Genomic DNA, 18923 nt, shown 5'->3' with positions numbered 1-18923 from the left:
GTCGCGGCAGTTCGCAGTCCATTACTAGGAGCGGGCCACGGGCCCCGCCACTCGGGCCGGGCAAAGGTGTGAGACGGCCGCATGACCGCCTTCTCCCCCTCCCCTCCTCCCCGCTCCGCCCAGGTGCGTTCCGCGCGTGTCGTGGCGCATTCTTGCTGTGTCATCCACCGGAGGCGCACGGGACGAGGTAGGGCCGATGGCTGGGAGCGACGAGCAGGCGGTCCGCGCGCGGGCCCGGCTGACCGCGCTGCTGGCCGACGCCTCGACCGGTGCGCTCGGCGCGGCCGGCGGCCGGGTGGCGGGTGTCTATCTGCGGTCCGGCACCCCGGGCCTGCTGCGCCTCTCGGTGCTCGCGGGACTCCCCTCGGCGCTGTTCAAGCCGTGGTGGCGGCTGCACGTCGACCGTCCCTTCCCCGTCGCCGACGCCTACCGGCTGGGCGTCCAGGTGGTCCTTCCGAACGCCACCGAGACCATGCGCCGGTACCCGCAGTTCGCGGCCGGCCTGCCCTTCCCGTTCGGGTCGGTGCACGTGCCGGTGCCGGGCGGGACCGAGCCGCTCGGTGTGCTCACGGTGCTGCGTCCGACGCAGACGGACAGCGCGGACGAACTCCTCGACCGGGAGCTGCTCGCCCGGCTGGCCGAGGGCCTGGGCGCCGAACTGCTCGGCCTGGCCGACGGGGACGAGAACGCGGTCCGCTGGGAGGGCGAGCCGGCGTGCGTACGGCCGCCCGCCACCCGGCCCGCCCAGGCCGCCGTAGGACGCTTCAGCTGGGACCCGGCGACCTCCTCGGTGGTCGCGGACGACCGGCTGTACGCCCTCCTCGGCCTGCGGCCCGGCGAGTTCGCGGGGACGGAGACGGCGCTCGCGGACGCCGTGGCCCCGGAGGACGCGCACCGGATCCTGGCCGCGCTGCGCGACGCCGCCGCCGGGAAGCCGCCGAGCGCGCCGCTGAGCCTGCGGGCCCGGGACGGCACGCCGCGGCTGATGGACCTGTGGCCGGCCGGCGCCGACGACGTCGAGCAGGCGGTGGGCGGGGTGGTGCTCGACCCCGGTTCGGCCGCCGCCGCCGAGGGCGCGGCCGACCTGCTGCCGCAGGGCGTGTTCTGTCTGGACCGGATGGGGCTGATCGTGTACGCCAACCCGGCCGCGGCCCGGCTCACGGGCCGGGAGCGGGAGGGGCTGCTCGGGTGCGCGCTGTGGGACGCGATGCCGTGGCTGACCGGGCCGCCGTACGACGACCATCTGCGCGGCGCCCTGCTCTCCCCGGACCCGGTGCACTTCCATGTGCGGCGGCCCGCCGGCGATGGCGACGCGCCCGGCGAGGGCGACTGGCTGGCCGTGTCGGTGCATCCCGGCACGGAGCTGCTGACCTGCACGCTCGTCCCGGCCAGCCGTATGGACACCGCGGCGGAGCCGGCCCCCGAGGCGCACGTCGCGGAGGACACGGTGGCGGGCGGTCACGCGATGGCTCCGCTGTACCGGCCGATCGCGCTGGCCATCGCGCTGACGGACGCGGTGACCGCCCGGCAGGTGTCCGCGGTGGTCATGCAGGAGCTGCTGCCCGCGTTCGGCGGCCGGCGGCTTGCCATCTATCTGCTCCAGGACCGGCATCTGTACCTGGCCTGGGAGACGGGGTTCCCGCAGGGCTTCCTCGCCCCCTTCGACGGCGTCGGCCTCGACGCGCGCATACCGGGCGTCGAGACCCTGACCACCGGCCGGCCGCTGTTCTTCGAGTCCATGGAGCAGCTCGCGGTGGCCTATCCGGGCATCCCGCTCGACGCGGACGTGGGGGCGCGCGCCTTCCTGCCGCTGATCGCCTCCGGCCGGCCGGTCGGCTCCTGCATCCTCGGCTTCGACCGCCCGCGCAGCTTCAGCACGGAGGAGCGTACGGTCCTCACCGCACTCGCCGGGCTCATCGCGCACGCGATGGAGCGGGCGCGCCGCTACGACAGCGAGGCGGCCCTCGCCCGCGGCCTGCAGCAGGCCCTGCTGCCGCGCCGGCTGTCGACGCATCCCGGGGTGGAGACCGCGGGCCGGTATCTGCCGGGCACGCAGGGCATGGACGTGGGCGGCGACTGGTACGACGTGGTGGAGGCCGGGGACGGGCTCGCGCTGGTCATCGGCGATGTGCAGGGGCACGGGGTGCAGGCGGCGGCCACCATGGGCCAGCTGCGCAGCGCCGTCCGCGCGTTCGCGCTGGGCGACCGGCCGCCGGACGAGGTGCTGAGCGGCACCAACCATCTGCTGATCGACCTGGACCCGGGCCAGTTCGCCAGCTGCTGCTATCTGCGCCTGGACCCCGCCACCGGCCTGGCCCGGATCGCCCGGGCCGGCCATCCGCCGCCGCTGCTGCGCTGCGCCGACGGCCGCACCCGGGTGCTGCACGTCCCCGGCGGTGTCGTCCTCGGGGTGGATCCGCAGGCCCGGTACCCGGTGACCGAGCTGCTGCTGGAGCCGGACGCGATCCTCGCCCTGTACACCGACGGGCTGGTGGAGCGGCCCGGCGCCGACATCGACGAGGGCATCGCGGCACTGCGGCTGGCGCTCGCCAAGGCCGGCGCCGCCGCCTCCCGGCGGGGCGGGCGGTCCCTGGCCGGGGTCGCCGACCGGCTCACGGCCGGCGCCCGGCACGCCACCGACCGCCCCGACGACGTGGCCCTCCTGCTCGCCGCCCGCCGCGCGGCACCCCCGCGCGACCGCTGGCCGAACCGCGCCACGGGCCGCCCGGCACCCCCCGCCGTCCGCTGACCGAGCCACACCGCGGCCGGCCAGGGCACACCGCCTGGCCGGACGCTTGCCGTCCGGTCGGCCGTCGCCGCCTCGGGCGACGGTCTCGCCTGACGGCGCGGGGCAGTGTAGACATGGGCACATGGTGCGACTGCTCGGCCGGTCCGCGACACGGCCGCCCCGATCTTCCGGGCACCCGCGCGCACCGCACAGACCGCCGGCGGAGGAACGCGGCGGCGGCCGGCCGGGGGTGCTCCGGTCCGCGATGACCGGGCGCAGCGTGGCCGGTCAGGTGTTCCTCCTCCAGGTGGCGATCGTGCTGCTGCTGATCGTGTCGGCGGTGGTGGCCCAGGTGCTCCAGGTACGGCACGACAGCGACATCGAGGCGACCAATCGTTCCCTCGCCGTGGCCGAGACGTTCGCCCAGGCGCCCGGCACGGCCGCGGCGCTGCGCTCCCCCGACCCCACGGCCGTGCTGCAGCCGCGCGCGGAGGCCGCCCGCAAGGCGACCGGCGTGGACTTCATCGTCGTGATGAACACCGACGGCATCCGCTACACGCACCCCAAGACCGACCGCATCGGCAAGAAGTTCGTCGGCACGATCGCCCCGGCCCTGGCCGGCCGCACGGTCATCGAGCACATCACCGGCACCATCGGCCCGCTGGTGCAGGTCGTGGTACCGGTGCGGGACAGGAACGGCACGGTGGTGGGCCTGGTGTCGGCCGGCATCACCACCGCGCACGTGGGCGGGGCCGCCCAACAGCAGCTGCCGCTGCTGCTCGCCGCGGCGGCCGCCGCGCTGGCGCTGGCCACCGCGGGCACGGCCCTGGTCAGCAGACGGCTGCTGCGCCAGACGCACGGCCTCGGGCCGCACGAGATGACCCGGATGTACGAGCACCACGACGCGGTGCTGCACGCGGTCCGGGAGGGCGTGCTGATCGTCGGCGGCGACGGCACGCTGCTGCTCGCCAACGACGAGGCCCACCGGCTGCTCGACCTGCCCGCGGACGCCGAGCGGCGGCACGTCCTGGAGCTGGGCCTGGACGACGAGACGGCGGGGCTGCTGGCCTCCGGGCGGGTCGCGACGGACGAGGTGCGCCTGGTCAAGGACCGCCTGCTGGCGATCAACCAGCGGCCCACGGACCTGCGCGGCGGCCCGCCCGGCAGCGTCACCACGCTGCGCGACTCCACCGAGCTGCGCGCCCTGTCGGGCCGTGCGGAGGTGGCCCGGGAGCGGCTGAACATGCTGTACGACGCCGGGGTCGGCATCGGCACCAGCCTGGACGTGACCCGGACCGCGGAGGAGCTGGCGCAGCTGGCGGTGCCCCGGTTCGCGGACTTCGCCACGGTGGACCTGTTCGACGCGGTGCTGAGCGGCGAGGAGCCGCGGCCGGGGACGGCGCTGTGCCGCGCGGCCTGCGCGGGCGTCCGCAAGGACGCCCCGCTGTACCCGGTCGGCGAGCGGATCCGGTGGGTGGCGACCTCGCCGCAGGCCCGTGCGCTGACGACCGGGCAGTCGGTCGTGGTGCCGCAGCTGCGCGAGGAGCCCGGCTGGCGGGCGCAGGACCTGGAGCGCACCGACCAGGTGCTGGCGTACGGCATCCACTCGCTGATCACCGTGCCGCTGCGGGCGGGCAGTCTGGTGCTGGGCGTGGCGAACTTCTGGCGCTCCCAGAAGCCGCAGCCGTTCGACTCCGAGGAGCTGGCCCTCGCGGAGGAGCTGGTGGCGCGGGCGGCGGTGTCCATCGACAACGCGCGCCGGTACACCCGGGAGCACAGCATGGCGGTCACCCTCCAGCGCAGCCTGCTGCCGCGCACCCTGCCCGAGCAGGACGCCCTGGAGATCGCCTACCGCTATCTGCCGGCCCAGTCCGGGGTGGGCGGCGACTGGTTCGACGTGCTGCCGCTGTCCGGTGCCCGGGTGGCGCTCGTCGTCGGGGACGTCGTCGGGCACGGGCTGCACGCGGCGGCGACCATGGGCCGGCTGCGGACGGCCGTGCACAACTTCTCGGCGCTCGACCTGCCGCCGGACGAACTCCTCGGCCTGCTGGACGAGCTGGTCGGCCGGATCGACCAGGACGAGACCGCGGCGACGGGCGCGGCCGTGGTGACGGGCGCGACCTGCCTCTACGCGATCTACGACCCGGTGTCCCGGGTGTGCACCGTGGCCCGGGCCGGCCATCCGCCGCCCGCGCTGGTGCACCCGGACGGCAGCGTGGAGTTCTCGGACGTGCCCGTGGGCCCGCCGCTGGGTCTGGGCGGGCTGCCGTTCGAGACGGCGGAGCTGGAGCTGGCGGAGGGCAGCCGGCTGGTGCTGTACACCGACGGTCTGGTGGAGGACCGGGAGCGGGACATCGACGAGGGGCTCGACCTGCTGCGGGACGCCCTGAGCCGGACGCCGGGCGCATCCCCGGAGGACACCTGCCGAACCGTGCTGGACCGGCTCCCGGCCCGGCCGAGCGACGACGTGGCGCTGATCGTGGCCCGCACCCGGGTGCTGGGCGCCGACCGGGTCGCGCAGTGGCAGGTGCCGTCCGACCCGGCCGCGGTGTCTCAGGTGCGGTCCTCGGTGACCCGGAAGCTGGCCGACTGGGGGCTGGACGAGCTGGCGTTCACGACGGAGCTGGTCCTGAGCGAGCTGGTCACCAACGCCATCCGCTACGGCCGCGGCCCGATCGGGGTGCGGCTGCTGCGCGACCGCACGCTGATCTGCGAGGTCTCGGACCGCAGCACCACCTCGCCGCATCTGCGGTACGCGGCGAGCACCGACGAGGGCGGCCGGGGCCTGTTCCTGGTCGCCCAGCTCGCCGACCGCTGGGGCACCCGGTACACCCCGCACGGCAAGGTGATCTGGGCGGAGCAGCCGCTGCCCTGAGCGGCCCGGACGCGAAGAATTCCGTTGAGGTCCCGCCGGGCGATGCGTGATGATCTCCGGCATGTTCTCGCGCAGGAATCGCCGGAAGAACCGGCCCGAGTCCCCCGCACTGCTCACCGCCTGGGAGGCCCTGGACGCCGGGGATGTGCCCGGTGCGCTGCGGCAGGTGCGGGCGGCCGGGGAGGACCAGCCGCTCGGTGAGGTGGCCCTGGTGGTGGGGCGGGCGGCCGGCGCCGCCGGCTTCGACGACCTCGCCGGGGCAGCGGCCGCGCTGGCCGCCGCCCCCGAGGACGCGCGGGCGCTCTACGACTACGGGTACGCGTGCATCGAGCGCGGGGTGTCCGCGCTGGCGGTCCCCGCGCTGCGTGCGGCGCTGAGCCGCAGCGGCGGCGCCCTGCCGGTACTGCGGGAGCTGGTGTCCGCGTACGAGGACGAGGGCCGGCACCAGGAGGCGATGACCGAACTCGCCCGGCACGAAAGCCGCCTCCTGGACTGGCCGGACCGCTATCTGCTGGTGTTCAACGCCGTGCTGGCGGGCGAGCTGGAGCAGGCCCGGCGCCAGCACGCGCTGCTGTCCGACCCGGAGGACGCGCAGTGGCAGCCGGCCCGGGACCGGCAGAACCGGATGCTCGCGCGGGCGGTCGACGCCGAGCGGGCGGGCCGGCTCGACCGGTCCGATCTGCGGGGCTGGCAGTACGTGATCGGCGGCACGGTCCTCGGCACGCTGTCGCCTTACGGCTTCGACGCGGGGATGAACGGCCGCTACGCCTGGCTGCAGGACACCCCGGACCAGTGTCTGCGCGGCCTCCTGCGGCTGCGCGCCCTCCTCGCGGCCACCGGGGTGCGGCCCCGGTCGGTGTCGCTGCTGCCGGACCGGGACTCGCGGATCCTGGGGCTCGCCGCGGCGGAGGTGCTGGGCCTGCCGGCCGAGCCGTTCGCGCCGGGCCGGGCGGACACGGTCGTCGTGGCCTACGACCTCGACGGGGTCGCGGCGCACGACGGCGGTCCCGAGCTGATCGGGGAGCTGTTCGAACGCGCCCCGGGCCAGGTGCTGCACGCGCACGCGTGCTGCTGGACGGACCCGCCCGCGATCACCCCGGACAGTGCCGCCCTGCTGCACCAGTCGGTGGTGGCGCCGTGGGGCGAGCAGCTGCGCCAGGGTAAGGACGGCGGGGTCGAGCGGGGGCCGGCGGACGACCGCCCGGAGGCGGAGGTCGCCGCCGGGATCACCGCCGCGGACCCGGCCGCCGATCCCGGGGACGGCGACGGCCCGGCGGACGGCGACACGGAGTTCACCGCGTTCGCCACGGCCGTCGCCGGCACATGGCTGCGCGGCGACCGGGCGCGCGTGCGGTCCGCCGGGCCCGTGCCCAGTTCCCGGTTCGCCTGAGCGGGGCGGTGGTCAGCCGCCGTCGATCCGCGAGCGCAACAGCTGCTTGCCCAGTTCGGCACCCTTGCGGCTGTCGGCCTGGGCCTTGCGGAACAGGTCCACGACCTCGCTGTCCTTGTCGCGCTCGGCGTCCTGGATGTACTGCTCCAGGCGAAGGGCGTTGCTCAGGCACGCCTCCACGTACCAGATGAGGTTGTAGTCCTTGTCTCGGGTACCGGTGATGCCGCCGGTCTCGCTGGTGCTGGTCATCCGGGGTCTCCTCCTTCGGTCGACCCTGTGTCGCTTGCGCTTTCGGACACCCCGGGTACCCGTGCGACCTGCGGGCACACAGCCCGCTTCGGCCCGGCCCTACTCGTCGATCACCGCGCCGAAGCGGGCCGCGTGGGCGGGGCCGCCGAGGCCGGCTGCGCCGTAGGTCCAGGAGCCGTCGGCGAGCAGGCCGCTGCCGCTCGCGGGGAGGAGCCACACCACGCCGTCGCCCGCGTTCTCGCCGGGCGCGGCGGCGATCAGTTCGGCGCGGCCGTCGCCGTCGGTGTCGGCGAGGCGCACCTGGGCGCCCCACGCGTCGTCGGCCTCGGCCGTGCCGGGGACGGCCCGGGTGTTCTGGTCGAAGGACTGGGCGTGGCTGCCGGTGAGGCCGGTGCGGGAGCCGCGCAGCAGCCAGACGGCGCCCGCGTCGGCGACGGTGCCCACGTCCTCGCCGGGCGCGCCGACCGCCACGTCCGCGTAGCCGTCGCCGGTCACGTCGGCGACGGACAGGTCGGCGCCCCACGCGTCGCCCTCCTCGGCGGTGCCGGGGACGCCCGGGGAGTTCTGCGACCACCACTGCGGGGCGGTGCCGGGGCCCTGGGTGCCGGCCGGGCCGTTCTTGCCGCCGTAGTAGACGCCGACCAATCCGCCGGGGGCGTTCGCGTCACCGGTGGCCTCGTCGACGGCGCTGGGCTGGCCGACGACGAGGTCGTCGTAGCCGTCGCGGTTGATGTCGCCGGAGGCCGAGCCGAGGCCGCCATGCAGGTCCCGGCGGTAGGCGAGCCCCTCGGAGCCGCCCGCGTAGTACGCCGACCAGCCCTGGGTGTGGTCGTCCTCGGGGTTGAAGCCGGAGACGACCAGGTCGGCGTAGCCGTTGCGGTCGTAGTCGCCGGTGGTGACGTAGGCGGGCTGGAGCCGATGGCCGGTGGAGTGCGGGGCTCCGACCTGCCGCAGGACGCCCGCGTGCCAGGTGAACGCGGTCAGGCCCACCTTCTGGTCGACCACGACGAGCTGGTCGGAGTCCACGTCGCCGGTGAACCGGGCGGCGGCCGCGGCCAGGCCGAAGCGGGCGCCGGCGGCGGGCTTCGCCGCGGTGACCGAGGCGGTCCGCTCGGCGCCGAGGCCCTTCTTCGAGCCGTACAGGACGGTCACCCGGCCGGCGTCGGCGACGGGGCCCTCGTCCTCGCCGGGCGCGCCGATCACCGCGTCGTCGTAGCCGTCGCCGTCCAGGTCGCCGGTGGCGACAGCCTGCCCGAAGTCGTCCCAGGCCTCGGAGGTGCCGGGCACGCCCTTGGTGGACTGGCTGACGACCTGGACCCGGCCCTTGGGGACGGTGGTGCGGGTGCCGATGCCGTTCGGGGCGCCGTACTGCACGGTGACGTAGCCTGCGCCTTCCTTGCCGTCGACGGTGCCCTCGGGGACACCGGTGAGCAGGTCGGTGTAGCCGTCGCCGTCGAAGTCGCTGTTGCGGTCGGCGGCCGTGGTGCCGCCGGGTACGCCCGCGAAGGCGGCCGGGGCGGCGAGGATGCCCGCCGAGGCGAGCAGCAGGAAGGAGGCCGCCGCGACGGCGGCGGAGCCTGCGGTGCGACGGGTGTTTCGAGTCATGTCCCTTGTCCCCCAGGGGAGTTGATGATCCATCAGCCGACCGGTCCGTGTCGGCGCATGGTTCGACCCGTGAGGGGTGGGGGTGGTTGTGGGGCGCGGACGGGCTGTGACACGGCGGTGACAGCCGTGGCCGGACCGGGATGTGCCGGACGGTTCAGCCGAGGGCACGGTCCAGGTTGAACGCGGCGCTGATCAGGGACAGATGGGTGAACGCCTGCGGGAAGTTGCCCTGTTGCTCGCCGGTGCGGCCGATCTCCTCGGCGTACAGGCCGAGATGGTTGGCGTAGGTGAGCATCTTCTCGAACGCCAGCCGGGCCTCGTCGACCCGTCCGGCCCTCACGAGTGCCTCGACGTACCAGAAGGAGCAGATGGAGAAGGTGCCCTCGTCGCCGCGGAGCCCGTCGGGGCTGGCCTCGGGGTCGTAGCGGTAGACGAGGGAGTCGGAGACCAGGTCCTCGGTGAGGGCGTCCAGGGTGGACAGCCACTTCGGGTCGGTGGGCGCGATGAACTTGGCGAGCGGCATCATCAGCACCGAGGCGTCGAGCACGTCGGCGTCCTCGTACTGCGCGAAGGCGCTCCGGCGCTCCGACCAGCCGTGGTCCATGATCCGCCGGTAGATGGTGTCCCGGGCCTGTCGCCAGCGACGATGGTCGGCAGGCAGCCCCCGGTGGTTGGCGAGGCGGATGGCCCGCTCGATCGCGACCCAGCACATCAGCCGCGAGTACAGGAAGCTCTTGCGACCGCCACGGGTCTCCCACACGCCCTCGTCGGGCTGGTCCCAGTGGTCGCACACCCAGTCGACCACCCGGCACACGTCGTCCCACTGGCCGCTGGAGATGGGCTGGGCCCACTTGTCGTAGAGGTAGATGGAGTCGATCAGGGCGCCGTAGATGTCCAGCTGGAGCTGGTCGGCGGCGGCGTTGCCGACCCGGACCGGCGCGGAGCCCAGGTGCCCCTCCAGGTGGGGCAGCTCGCGTTCGGGCAGGTCGGCGCGGCCGTCGATGCCGTACATGATCTGCAGCGGTCCGGAGGCGGCGCCGTCGCCGGGGCCGATGTGCGTGGTGAGGAACTTCATGAAGGCCGCGGCCTCGCTGCTGAAGCCGAGCCTGAGCAGGGCGTACACGGCGAAGGCGGCGTCGCGCACCCACACGTAGCGGTAGTCCCAGTTGCGCTCGCCGCCGATCTGCTCGGGCAGGCTGGTGGTGGGGGCGGCGACGATGGCGCCGGTGGGGGCGTAGGTGAGCAGCTTCAGGGTGAGCGCGGAGCGGTGCACCATCTCGCGCCAGCGGCCCCGGTAGCGGGACTGGTGCAGCCACTTCCGCCAGTAGCTGACCGTGGCGGTGAACTCGGCCTCGGCCTCGGCGTGGGCGCAGCCGCGGGGCAGCACTTCGTCGCCGAGCTGGTCGAGCGCGAACACCGCCGTCTCGCCCTCGCTCAGCTTGAAGTCGGCCGACGCGTCGCAGCCGTCGTCCTCCACGGCCACGGTGGAGGTGAGCGCCAGGGACCGCTCCGGGGACTCGAAGAAGACCATGCCGTCCTCGGAGCGCAGGGTGTGCGGGTCGGCGCCGTAGTTGAAGCGCGGGGCGATCAGGGCCCGGAACGGCACGGTGCCGCGGACGCACACCACGCGCCGGATCAGCCGGTGCCGGCCCACCTCGTCGGACCCGGCGCAGCAGACCGGCATGAAGTCCTGCACCTCGCCGACGCCCTCCTCGGTGAAGAAGCGGGTGATCAGCACGTTCGTGTCGGGGAAGTAGAACTGCTTGGTGCGGGCCGGTACGGCGGCGGCCAGCTCGAAGCGTCCGCCCCGCTCGGCGTCGAGGATCGCGGCGAAGACGCTGGGCGAGTCGAAGGACGGGCAGCAGTACCAGTCGATCGTGCCGTTGGTGCCGACCAGTGCGACACTGCGCAGGTCGCCGATGAGGCCGTGCTCGGCGATGGGCAGGTAGCGGGAGCGGGCGGCGGCGTGCTCGGGAAACAGCATCTCGGCCATCGTCGGCCTCCCGGTGAGCGGTGCGGTGCGCTGTCCCCGCCCGCGAGCCGCGTTTCCCGTGTGCGGGGTGTTTTCCAGCTTAGGAGTGCGTGGTTTCGTATGGCGTGGGAACGCGCTCCTCACCTGCCCCCGAGGCGCTTCCGGATGCAGGGTGCGCCGGGGAGGGCAATGGTGAGAGTGTGCCCCGTTCGGAGGCACCGGCACGGATGCGGTCATCCGGACCGAGGAGGAGGCATCATGTCGACATCCATACCTGAAGAGTCCCGTACGTCGGACGACGTCTGCACCCCGGACGCCCGGCTCCACTCCGCGCCCCGCGCGGGCGTCACCCCCGAGGACATGGTGATGGCGGCGGGCAGGGACGTCACACCGAAGAACCTCGAGTGGGCGCGTCGCAAGCTGGAGTCGGAGGGGCCGGCGGCCATCGAGAAGCTGCTGCCCTAGGGCGGTCCGGGGACGGAAGGGAAATCGAACGGGGAGACCGGCCGGGCGAGGGTGCCCGGCCGGTGCCGTGGGCGCGTTCCGTGTGCGGTACGTCGCTCACGGTCATCCGGCGCCTTCACGTGGCGTGGCCACCGGGTAGCGTCTTGACTCTCACACCGTGTCAGGCGATCAGCTCGGAGTCATCATGTTCACCATCGGAGACTTCGCCCGGCACGGCCGCGTGTCGGTCCGGATGCTGCGTCACTACGACGCGACCGGCCTGCTGCGCCCGGCCCATGTCGACCCCGCCACCGGCTATCGCCACTACACCGCCGCTCAGCTCGCCCGGCTCAACCGCGTCATCGCGCTCAAGGACCTGGGGTTCACCCTTCAGCAGGTCCGGGACATCGTGGACGAGAAGGTCGGCGCCGAGGAGCTGCGCGGCATGCTGCGGCTGCGGCGGGCCGAGCTGGAGACGGCCGTGGCCGCCGCGGAAGCGCGGCTGGTGCAGGTCGAGGCGCGGCTCCGAGCGATCGAGAGCGAGGGGCGCATGCCCGCGAACGACGTCGTCATCAAGACCGTTCCCGCCGTCCGGGTGGCCGAGCTGACCGCGACCGCCGCCAGTTTCCAGCCCGAGGACATCGGCCCGGTCATCGGACCGCTCTACGACGAGCTGTTCCGGCAGCTGCGCTCGGCGGGCGTCACCCCCACGGGCCCCGGCGTCGCCCACTACGAGGACGCCCCGGAGGGCGGCGGCAGGATCACCGTCCACGCCGCCGTCCAGGTCTCCGCCCCGCTCCAGGACGGCGCCTTCCGCGTCGTCGACCTGCCAGCTCTGGACCATGCGGCGACCATCGTGCACCGCGGCTCGATGGACACCGTGCTGCCCACCGCCCAGACCCTGGCCCGCTGGATCGACGCGGGCGGCTACCGGTCGACCGGGTACCCCCGCGAGGTCAGCCTGGAGTGCCCCGAGAACCGTGCCGACTGGGTGACGGAACTGCAGGCGCCGGTGATCCGGGCCTGATCACCCCGCTCGTGGCGCCGTTCGCTCAGCCGCACGAGGCCCGGGGTGCCAGATGCGGGAAGAGGCTCTTCCACTGGCTCTTCGGGACGCTCAGCGGGTGGGTGCGGCACAGCGTCCCGTAGACGCGGTCGCTGTCGAGGCCGAGCAGGAACGTCCAGTTGTCGTCGTCCACTTTCGCCACCACGACCATGCGGGAGTTGTCGCCCGGGAGGACCTGCATCTCGGACACGCCCGCGAGGCTGGTCCCGGCGGGAGTCCGCCAGCGTCCGTCCGGTCCGATGGTCCAGATCCGGAATTCCTTGGTCGTGTCGAACGACCGGCCGCCGAGCGTCAGGCCGGTCACGATGTGCCGTTCGTCCGGGGTCACGGTGATGGAATCGACGGTGTGGTCGAGCCTGAGGCTGTCCAGGCGCCGGGGGTGGGCGACGTCGCTGATGTCCCAGAAGAGGATCGTCCCGTTGTGCAGCAGGGTCGCCAGCCGGCCGCCGCCGACCGGGTAGTACCCGCCCGGTGCGGCGCGCAGCCGGCTCCCTTCCCGCGGACGGTCCGGGTCGCTGACGTTCCACAGTCGCAGGGTGTCGCCGGGCCGCTCGGTGATCAGCACGTGCTGCGCGTCGAGGTAGGCCGCCTCCTGTCCGTCTCCGCCCTCGGGGATCCTGGCGGCCTTGCGCGGGTGCCGGGGGTCGGTGAGGTCCCACAGCCGCAGGTCGCGAGCGGAGGCGTGGGTCTCGGCGGTGACGAGGGTCCGGTCGTCGAGGAACCACGGCCGGCCGTGTTCCGGATCGGTCGGTGCGTCCATCACGGACCGCCGCACCGGCCGGTGCGCGTCGGTGAGGTCCCACACCTCGGTACGGCGGGTGCCCACCAGGCCGACGGCGAACAGTCTGCCGTCGGCGCTCACGGCCGTCACCACGTCGGGCGCCGTCACCTTGATGTCCTTGCCGGGCCGGGGTGGACCGCTTCCGTCGAACTCCATGAGGCGGAAGAGGTGTTCGTCCGGTGTGGACGTCAGACGGTGGGTCACCAGCACCGAGGTCTTGCGGTGCGGCAGGAAGTAGCGTGCCTCCCAGGGCTGGGGCAGCGTGAAGGCGAGACGCGGCCGCACGGGGTTCCCGACGTCCCATACGCGGTGCAGTGTCGTGTACTTCTCCCCACTGGCCTCGGTGAGGAGGTAGCGGCCGTCGGGGCTGACGGCCTGCGTCCCGGGGTCGGTGTTGGTCAGGGCGGGCAGGGCCCCGGGGACCGCCGGCGCCGGCGGGCGCTCCGGCCACAGCCGTACCGAGCCGCCCATGTCGCCGGCCGCGATGTAGGTGCCGTCGGGGCTGTAGGCGACGGCCTGGACGGGTTCGCCCGCGGGCCTCGCGGCGAACTCCGCCAGGAGGTCGTAGAGCGAGGACTCGTTCTTTCCGACCCTGCGCAGCAGCATGGTGGGGTCGGCGGAGTTGGCGCCGGCGAGGATCTCGCCGTCCTTCCGGAAGGCGAGCGAGGGCATGCCGCCCTGGGGGTCGACGCCTCCCCATCTGGGCGGCCGGGAGTACTCTTCGCTCGGTGCGATGCGTCGCAGCCGCTCGCCGCCCTCGATCGCCCACCAGGCGATGCTTCCGGCCGCCCCCGTGGCGACGGCCAGGTCTCTGCGGGGATGCGCGGCGACGGCCATGACGCTGTCGGCCGCGGCGGTGTCCCGCAGTACCGGGCGGCCCGGATCCCGCACGTCCCACAGTTTCACCGCGGCGTGCCCGGAGCGGGTGCCCTCGGGATTGCCGTTGCCGGTCAGCAGGTGCCGTCCGTCACGGGTGAACGTCACCGAGATGAGTTCGACGCCGCCGGTGACGGACTTCTCGTACCGCAGCCGGGGCCGGTCGGGGACGGACATGTCCCACAACCGCAGCCGGCCGTCGTCGGAGCCGCTGGCGAGGGTCCTGCCGTCGGGACTGAAGGCGACGGAGTACGTCGTTCCCTTCGTGGTGGTGCGCTCCGCCACCTTCCGGGGCCTGTCGGGGTCGGAGGTGTCCCACACCAGGAGCCGGTCCCGGGTGTGGACGGCCAGCAGGTGGGTGCCCGGCTGGAAGGCGATGGCGGCCGTGCTGCCCAGTCGGAGCGCGGCGCCCTTGCGGGGAACGGCGGGGCGGGCGATGTTCCACAGCTGGACCCGCCCGCCGTGCTGGCTGGTCGCCAGGACCTCGCCGTCGGACCGGAAGGCGACGTTGAGCACGGGCTCCTCGGTGCCTTGGAGGTCCACGGGCGTGGTGGAGATGTACGAGGAGTAGAGCGCGGACCGGGTTTCGGGCGTGCGAGCGGTGCGGTAGGCGGCCAGGCTCAGCTGCAGCGCGGTCTGCGGGTCCTGTTTCCGCATCTCGTCGGCCTGCTTGGCCACCTGCTCCGCGATCAGCCGGGTCTCCCGCTCCTCGGCGCGGCCCTGCGCCACTCGCGCCACCACGGCGAGGGTCGTCGCCAGCAGGGCGAGGACCACGACCGAGGCGATCCCCGTCCGGATCAGCTTCTTGCGGCGGCGCTCGCTGCGCTCGCCGGCCGCGATGAAGTCCCGCTCCACCGGCCGCAGTCCGAACGTGCGCCCGTCGTCCTCCATCATGGCCCGCGCGACGGCGAGATGGCCGCCGGCGTACAGCCCGCTCGCCGGCCTGCCGTTCGCCGCCCAGGCGTCGGCGGCCTGGGCGAGCCTGCGGCGCACCAGCAGGACGTCGAGGTCGGCGTTGATCCAGTTCCGCAGCCGTGGCCAGCCGTGCAGGAGGGAGTCGTGGCAGAGCTGTGCCACGCCGTCGTCCAGGACGACGAGTCGGGCGTCGGCCAGCCGGTCGAGCAGGTCGCCGGCGCCGTCCAGATCCTCCAGGGGCACCCGGCGCCGCGCCGCTCTGCCCTCGTCGTCGACGAGGTGCACCATCCGCAGCAGGAGTGCCCGCAGTCGTTCGCGGCCGTCGGGGTCGAGCGCGTTGTGGATGTCCTCGGCGGTCTTCGCCACGGAGGTGCGGATGCCGCCGGAGGCCAGGTAGCCGGCGAAGGTGAGCTGCGCGCCGCGCCGTCGGTGCCAGGTCTCCTGGAGGGCGTGCGCGAGGAACGGCAGGGCGATGGCGTCACCGGCACCCACCCGCTCCTGTCGCAGGTCCCGCAGCAGCAGGTCCGGCAGGCCGTCCTCCCAGTGCAGTCCCGCACTCCGGGCGGGCTCCTCGATGGCGGCCCGCAGTTCGTCGTCGTCCATCGCCGGTACGGCGAACTGGCCGGCTCTGACGATCCGGGCGAGCCGGGGGTCCCGCAGACACTGGCCGAGGTAGTCGGCGCGCAGGCCGAGGACCACCCGCGGGCCGGTGCCGTCCGCAGGGCCCGAGCCGTCCGCAGGACGGGTGCCGTCCGCCGGGCCGGCGAGGGCGCGGACGAACAGGCGACGCTCCTCGGTGTCCCGGCAGTGGGTGAAGATCTCCTCCAGTTGGTCGATCACCAGCACACGGGGCACCGCGCGGCGGTCGCCCGGTGCGGTGAACCGGCCGGCTCCCAGGTCCCGTTCCACCTCGCCGAACGGCCGCCCGACGGCTTGGGCCCAGGCCGCCGTGAGCGTCCTGAACGGCAGTGCGCCCGGTGCGGGCACCATGAGCACCGGCTTGCGGTCCGTGGTGTCGAGCGCGGCGCCGAGACCGGCCCGGAGCAGCGACGACTTCCCGACACCGGAGGGGCCCACGAGCAGGAGGGGGCCGCTGTGGTCGGTGGCGGTGACCCGCTCCAGCAGGCGCCGGGTCAGTTCCTCCCGGCCGAAGAACAGATGGCGCTGCTCCGGCCGGAACGGCCGCATGCCGGGGTAGGGGCAGGGGCCGTCGCTGGGCTGCGGGACCGGGCCCGGGTCCGTGGCGGTGGGCGCGGCATAGCGCGGGTTGGCGGCCAGGACCAGGTCGCCGAGCCGGCCGACGCTGCCGGCGTGGGGCCGGGCGGGCGAGTCCTCGAAGCGTCGGTCGAGGTGCCGGTACACGTCGGCCAGGGTGAGCCACCTCGGCCCGCCGGTCTCGCCTTCGTCGAGCAGCCGCAGCAGTTCCCCGCCGAACAGGGTGTGCCTCTCGCCCTCGGGGGCGAAGGACGCCGCGTAGTGGGTGGCCGAGGCCAGCAGGAAGCTGCCGTGCGGCCGCACCGAGAGGTAGGGGTCCTCGCGCTGCCCGCGCCCCGCGGCCTCTGCGAGTCCCGAGAAGCAGCAGTCGAGGATCACCACGGGGCGCACCGGGGCGTCACCGAGCCGGTTCTCGATCTCGGAGTAGGGCACGGCGTGGATGGTGTTGTCGTGGGAGGGCGTGGCGGTCGTGGCCAGATACAGCTTCCCTCCCGGGCCCAGCAGCCCGTGGCCGACGAAGCAGAAGACGAGCACTCCGCCCTGGGCCTCGCCGAGGGCTTCCTCCAGCGGGCCGAGGATGTCGGCGGCCGAGTGCGGGTCGGTGACCAGACGCACGCGGTCGGCGGCCATTCCGCAGGCCGAGGTGAGGGTGTCCGCCAGTGCGCCGGCCGTCCGGACCGCGCTCGGCAGGTCGGCGAGCCGCGCGCCCTCGACGTGCCGGCCCGTGCCGACGACCAGGGCGCGGCAGTCACTCCCCAGCAGGCCTCGCGCGTCTCCCCCGTTCGCCTCCGCCATGCCTCAGGTTCTCTCTCCCCCGTCGCCCGCCGGTGCCGCCGGCCTCCCCGTGTCCGGCTCTTCGGGAGTCCCGCCGTCCCGCGGCGCACTCCGCTGGTTCCCTCCGTCCGTCGTGCGCCCGGACTCCTCGATCGCCGCCGCGATGCGCTGGGCCAGGTCGCCGGTGGCCTGTGCGGTCAGTCCGCGCACCTTGGTGGAGGCGACCGTGATCTGCGTCTGGTCGGGCAGGGTGATCGTGACGGTCTGGTCGCCACGCCTGTTCTGCAGCCAGGCCACGACGGCCGCCGCCAGGGCCGCGGTCAGGCCGCCGGGCGCCAGCAGCAAAGTCAGGAACTCCCCCGACGCGCCCATGGTCCCGGGCGGCGGCGGTGCCGCCGGCTGCCGCACGAGCCGGCCGCGCAGCTCCGGGTGGCGCTGCAGCCATCTGTGCAGATCGCTCGTGGCCGCGACCGCGCCGCCGTGCGGATCGCCCGGGGACAGAGTGACCTTCACATACCCTCCGCGACTGGAGCAACTTGCGGGCCACGCGACACTACCAGTATCAACTGAACGCGGTAACAGGGGAGTTCGGACAAGCGGAGCCTCCCGTCGGCTCCTCGCCGTCGGCGGCGGCAGCCTACTGAATGGACCACTGAAGTCGCTTCGGATTGGGTCTGCTGGTCGGCCCACCGGGCCTCTAGTGTCCTCGGTATGACGCATCGACCGCAGCGCCTCCTGGCGCTGGCCCAGCTCGCCAACTCCGTGGGGGACGGCGCCTATTACGTGACCTCGGCGCTGTACTTCACCCATGTCGTCGGGCTCGCTCCCGCACGCGTGGGGCTCGGGCTGACCCTCGCCTGGGCGGTCGGTTCGCTGGTCGGGGTGCCGCTCGGGCGGCTGGCGGACCGGCGCGGGCCACGCGGCACCTCGGTGCTGCTGGCGCTGGGCACCTCGACGGCGGTCGCCTCCTTCCTCCTCGTACGAGGCTTCGTACCGTTCGTCCTCACGGCCGGTGTCTACGCCTCCGCGCAGTCGGGACTCGCCGCGGCCCGCCAGGCACTGCTGGCGGGCCTGGTGCCGGCCGGGGAGCGGACGGGGCTGCTGGCGCGGCTGCAGTCGACCCTGAACGGCGGTCTCGCGGTGGGCGCGGCGCTCGGCGGGCTGGCACTGAGTGCCGGGACGGCGGCGGCGTACCGGGGTGTGCTCGTGCTGGACACGCTCTGCTTCCTGGTCTGCTCGCTGCTCCTGCTGCGGCTGCCCGCCGTGACCGCCGTGGCCTCCGTCGGTCCGGGCGGCGGCGGTCGCCGGTTCGCGGTGCTGCGCGACCGGCGGTACGCCCTGGTCGCGGTCCTCAACGCCGTCATGCTGCTGCGGCTGCCGCTGCTCAGCCTCGCGCTGCCGCTGTGGATCACCGAGCGGACCGGGGCGCCGGCCTGGCTTGCGTCGGGGCTGTTCGTGCTCAACACGCTGGCGGTGACGCTGTTCCAGGTGCGGGCGGCCAGGGCGGTGACGGGGCTCGGCAGCGCCCTGCGGGTGCTGCGCCGCTCCGGACTCGTGATGTTCGCCTCCTGCGCGGTGTTCGCGCTGTCGGCGGGGCGGTCCGGCCGGCCCGCGGCGGCGATCCTGATCGCCGGTGCGGTGCTTCAGGTCCTGGCGGAGATGCAGCAGTCGGCGGGCTCCTGGCAGCTGTCCTTCGACCTCGCGCCGGCCGACCGGGTGGGCGAGTACCAGGGCTTCTTCGGCACCGGGGTGACCGTCGCCCGCACCCTGGGCCCGCTGATGGTGACCTGGCTGCTCCTGGGCTGGGGGACGCCCGGCTGGCTGCTGCTCGGCGCGCTCATGCCGGCCGCCGCGTACGCGATGGGACCGGCCACACGCCTGTCGACGGGCCGGCGTGCGCCCGAAGAGGCCGGGGAACCGGTGTTCGCCGCCGGAACGGGCTGACGGGGACGCCGCTGCCCCATCGCGTGTTTCGTGCACGAGGGAAGGGGTGGCCGCACCGTCCTTCGCTAGGGTCGTGGGACCGGCCGCTG

General features: G+C 74.2%; 11 protein-coding genes. 6 read left to right on the top strand and 5 right to left on the bottom strand.

Going from position 1 to position 18923, the window contains the following annotated elements:
• Positions 1 to 196 precede the first annotated feature (196 nt).
• The 3 genes from ABZ937_RS27505 (at position 197) to ABZ937_RS27495 (ending at position 6993) form a co-directional block, all read left to right on the top strand.
• On the top strand, positions 197 to 2749 hold the full coding sequence (locus ABZ937_RS27505; RefSeq protein WP_361696006.1) for a SpoIIE family protein phosphatase: 2553 nt from the start codon (positions 197 to 199) through the stop codon (positions 2747 to 2749).
• A 244-nt stretch (positions 2750 to 2993) separates the two neighbouring features.
• Positions 2994 to 5603 carry a SpoIIE family protein phosphatase gene (locus tag ABZ937_RS27500; protein WP_361696005.1) on the top strand — a complete coding sequence of 870 codons (2610 nt, stop codon included), beginning with the start codon at positions 2994 to 2996 and terminating at the stop codon, positions 5601 to 5603.
• 61 nt (positions 5604 to 5664) lie between these two features.
• A complete protein-coding gene (locus ABZ937_RS27495; RefSeq protein WP_361696004.1) occupies positions 5665 to 6993 on the top strand; it encodes a hypothetical protein in 1329 nt (442 codons plus the stop codon).
• A gap of 12 nt (positions 6994 to 7005) precedes the next feature.
• On the opposite strand, the gene ABZ937_RS27490 is transcribed toward ABZ937_RS27495, so the two are convergent.
• The 3 genes from ABZ937_RS27490 to ABZ937_RS27480 form a co-directional block, all read right to left on the bottom strand.
• Complete coding sequence (locus ABZ937_RS27490; RefSeq protein ID WP_361696003.1) at positions 7006 to 7242, bottom strand: hypothetical protein; 237 nt, start codon at positions 7240 to 7242, stop codon at positions 7006 to 7008.
• Between the two features lie 99 nt (positions 7243 to 7341).
• Positions 7342 to 8847, bottom strand: coding sequence for an FG-GAP repeat protein (locus ABZ937_RS27485; protein ID WP_361696002.1), 1506 nt, complete (start codon positions 8845 to 8847; stop codon positions 7342 to 7344).
• Between the two features lie 154 nt (positions 8848 to 9001).
• Positions 9002 to 10840, bottom strand: coding sequence for a glycoside hydrolase family 15 protein (locus tag ABZ937_RS27480; protein ID WP_361696001.1), 1839 nt, complete (start codon positions 10838 to 10840; stop codon positions 9002 to 9004).
• Between the two features lie 237 nt (positions 10841 to 11077).
• Here ABZ937_RS27480 and ABZ937_RS27475 point away from each other — a divergent pair, with 237 nt between their 5' ends.
• Together ABZ937_RS27475 and ABZ937_RS27470 are read left to right on the top strand one after the other, a co-directional pair.
• Positions 11078 to 11284: a hypothetical protein gene (locus ABZ937_RS27475; protein WP_361696000.1), complete on the top strand. Its 207-nt coding sequence runs from the start codon at positions 11078 to 11080 to the stop codon at positions 11282 to 11284.
• 184 nt (positions 11285 to 11468) lie between these two features.
• The gene (locus tag ABZ937_RS27470) at positions 11469 to 12290 is read left to right on the top strand and encodes a MerR family transcriptional regulator (protein WP_361695999.1); all 822 of its coding nucleotides are present in this window, start codon (positions 11469 to 11471) and stop codon (positions 12288 to 12290) included.
• A 25-nt stretch (positions 12291 to 12315) separates the two neighbouring features.
• Here the strand turns inward: ABZ937_RS27470 and ABZ937_RS27465 are convergent, their stop codons facing one another.
• Positions 12316 to 16911 (bottom strand): caspase family protein, encoded by a 4596-nt coding sequence (locus tag ABZ937_RS27465; RefSeq protein ID WP_361695998.1) that lies wholly within the window; start codon positions 16909 to 16911, stop codon positions 12316 to 12318.
• Positions 16912 to 16914: 3 nt separating this feature from the next.
• Positions 16915 to 17403 (bottom strand): hypothetical protein, encoded by a 489-nt coding sequence (locus ABZ937_RS27460; RefSeq protein WP_361695997.1) that lies wholly within the window; start codon positions 17401 to 17403, stop codon positions 16915 to 16917.
• A 198-nt stretch (positions 17404 to 17601) separates the two neighbouring features.
• On the opposite strand from ABZ937_RS27460, the gene ABZ937_RS27455 reads away from it, so the two are divergent.
• Complete coding sequence (locus tag ABZ937_RS27455) at positions 17602 to 18834, top strand: MFS transporter (RefSeq protein ID WP_361695996.1); 1233 nt, start codon at positions 17602 to 17604, stop codon at positions 18832 to 18834.
• The last annotated feature ends 89 nt before the right edge of the window (positions 18835 to 18923 follow it).

The sequence above is a fragment of the Streptomyces sp. NPDC046727 genome (genome assembly GCF_040645635.1).
In the GTDB taxonomy this organism is placed as follows: Bacteria; Actinomycetota; Actinomycetes; order Streptomycetales; family Streptomycetaceae; genus Streptomyces.
This window is presented reverse-complemented; position numbering and strand designations above follow the sequence as displayed.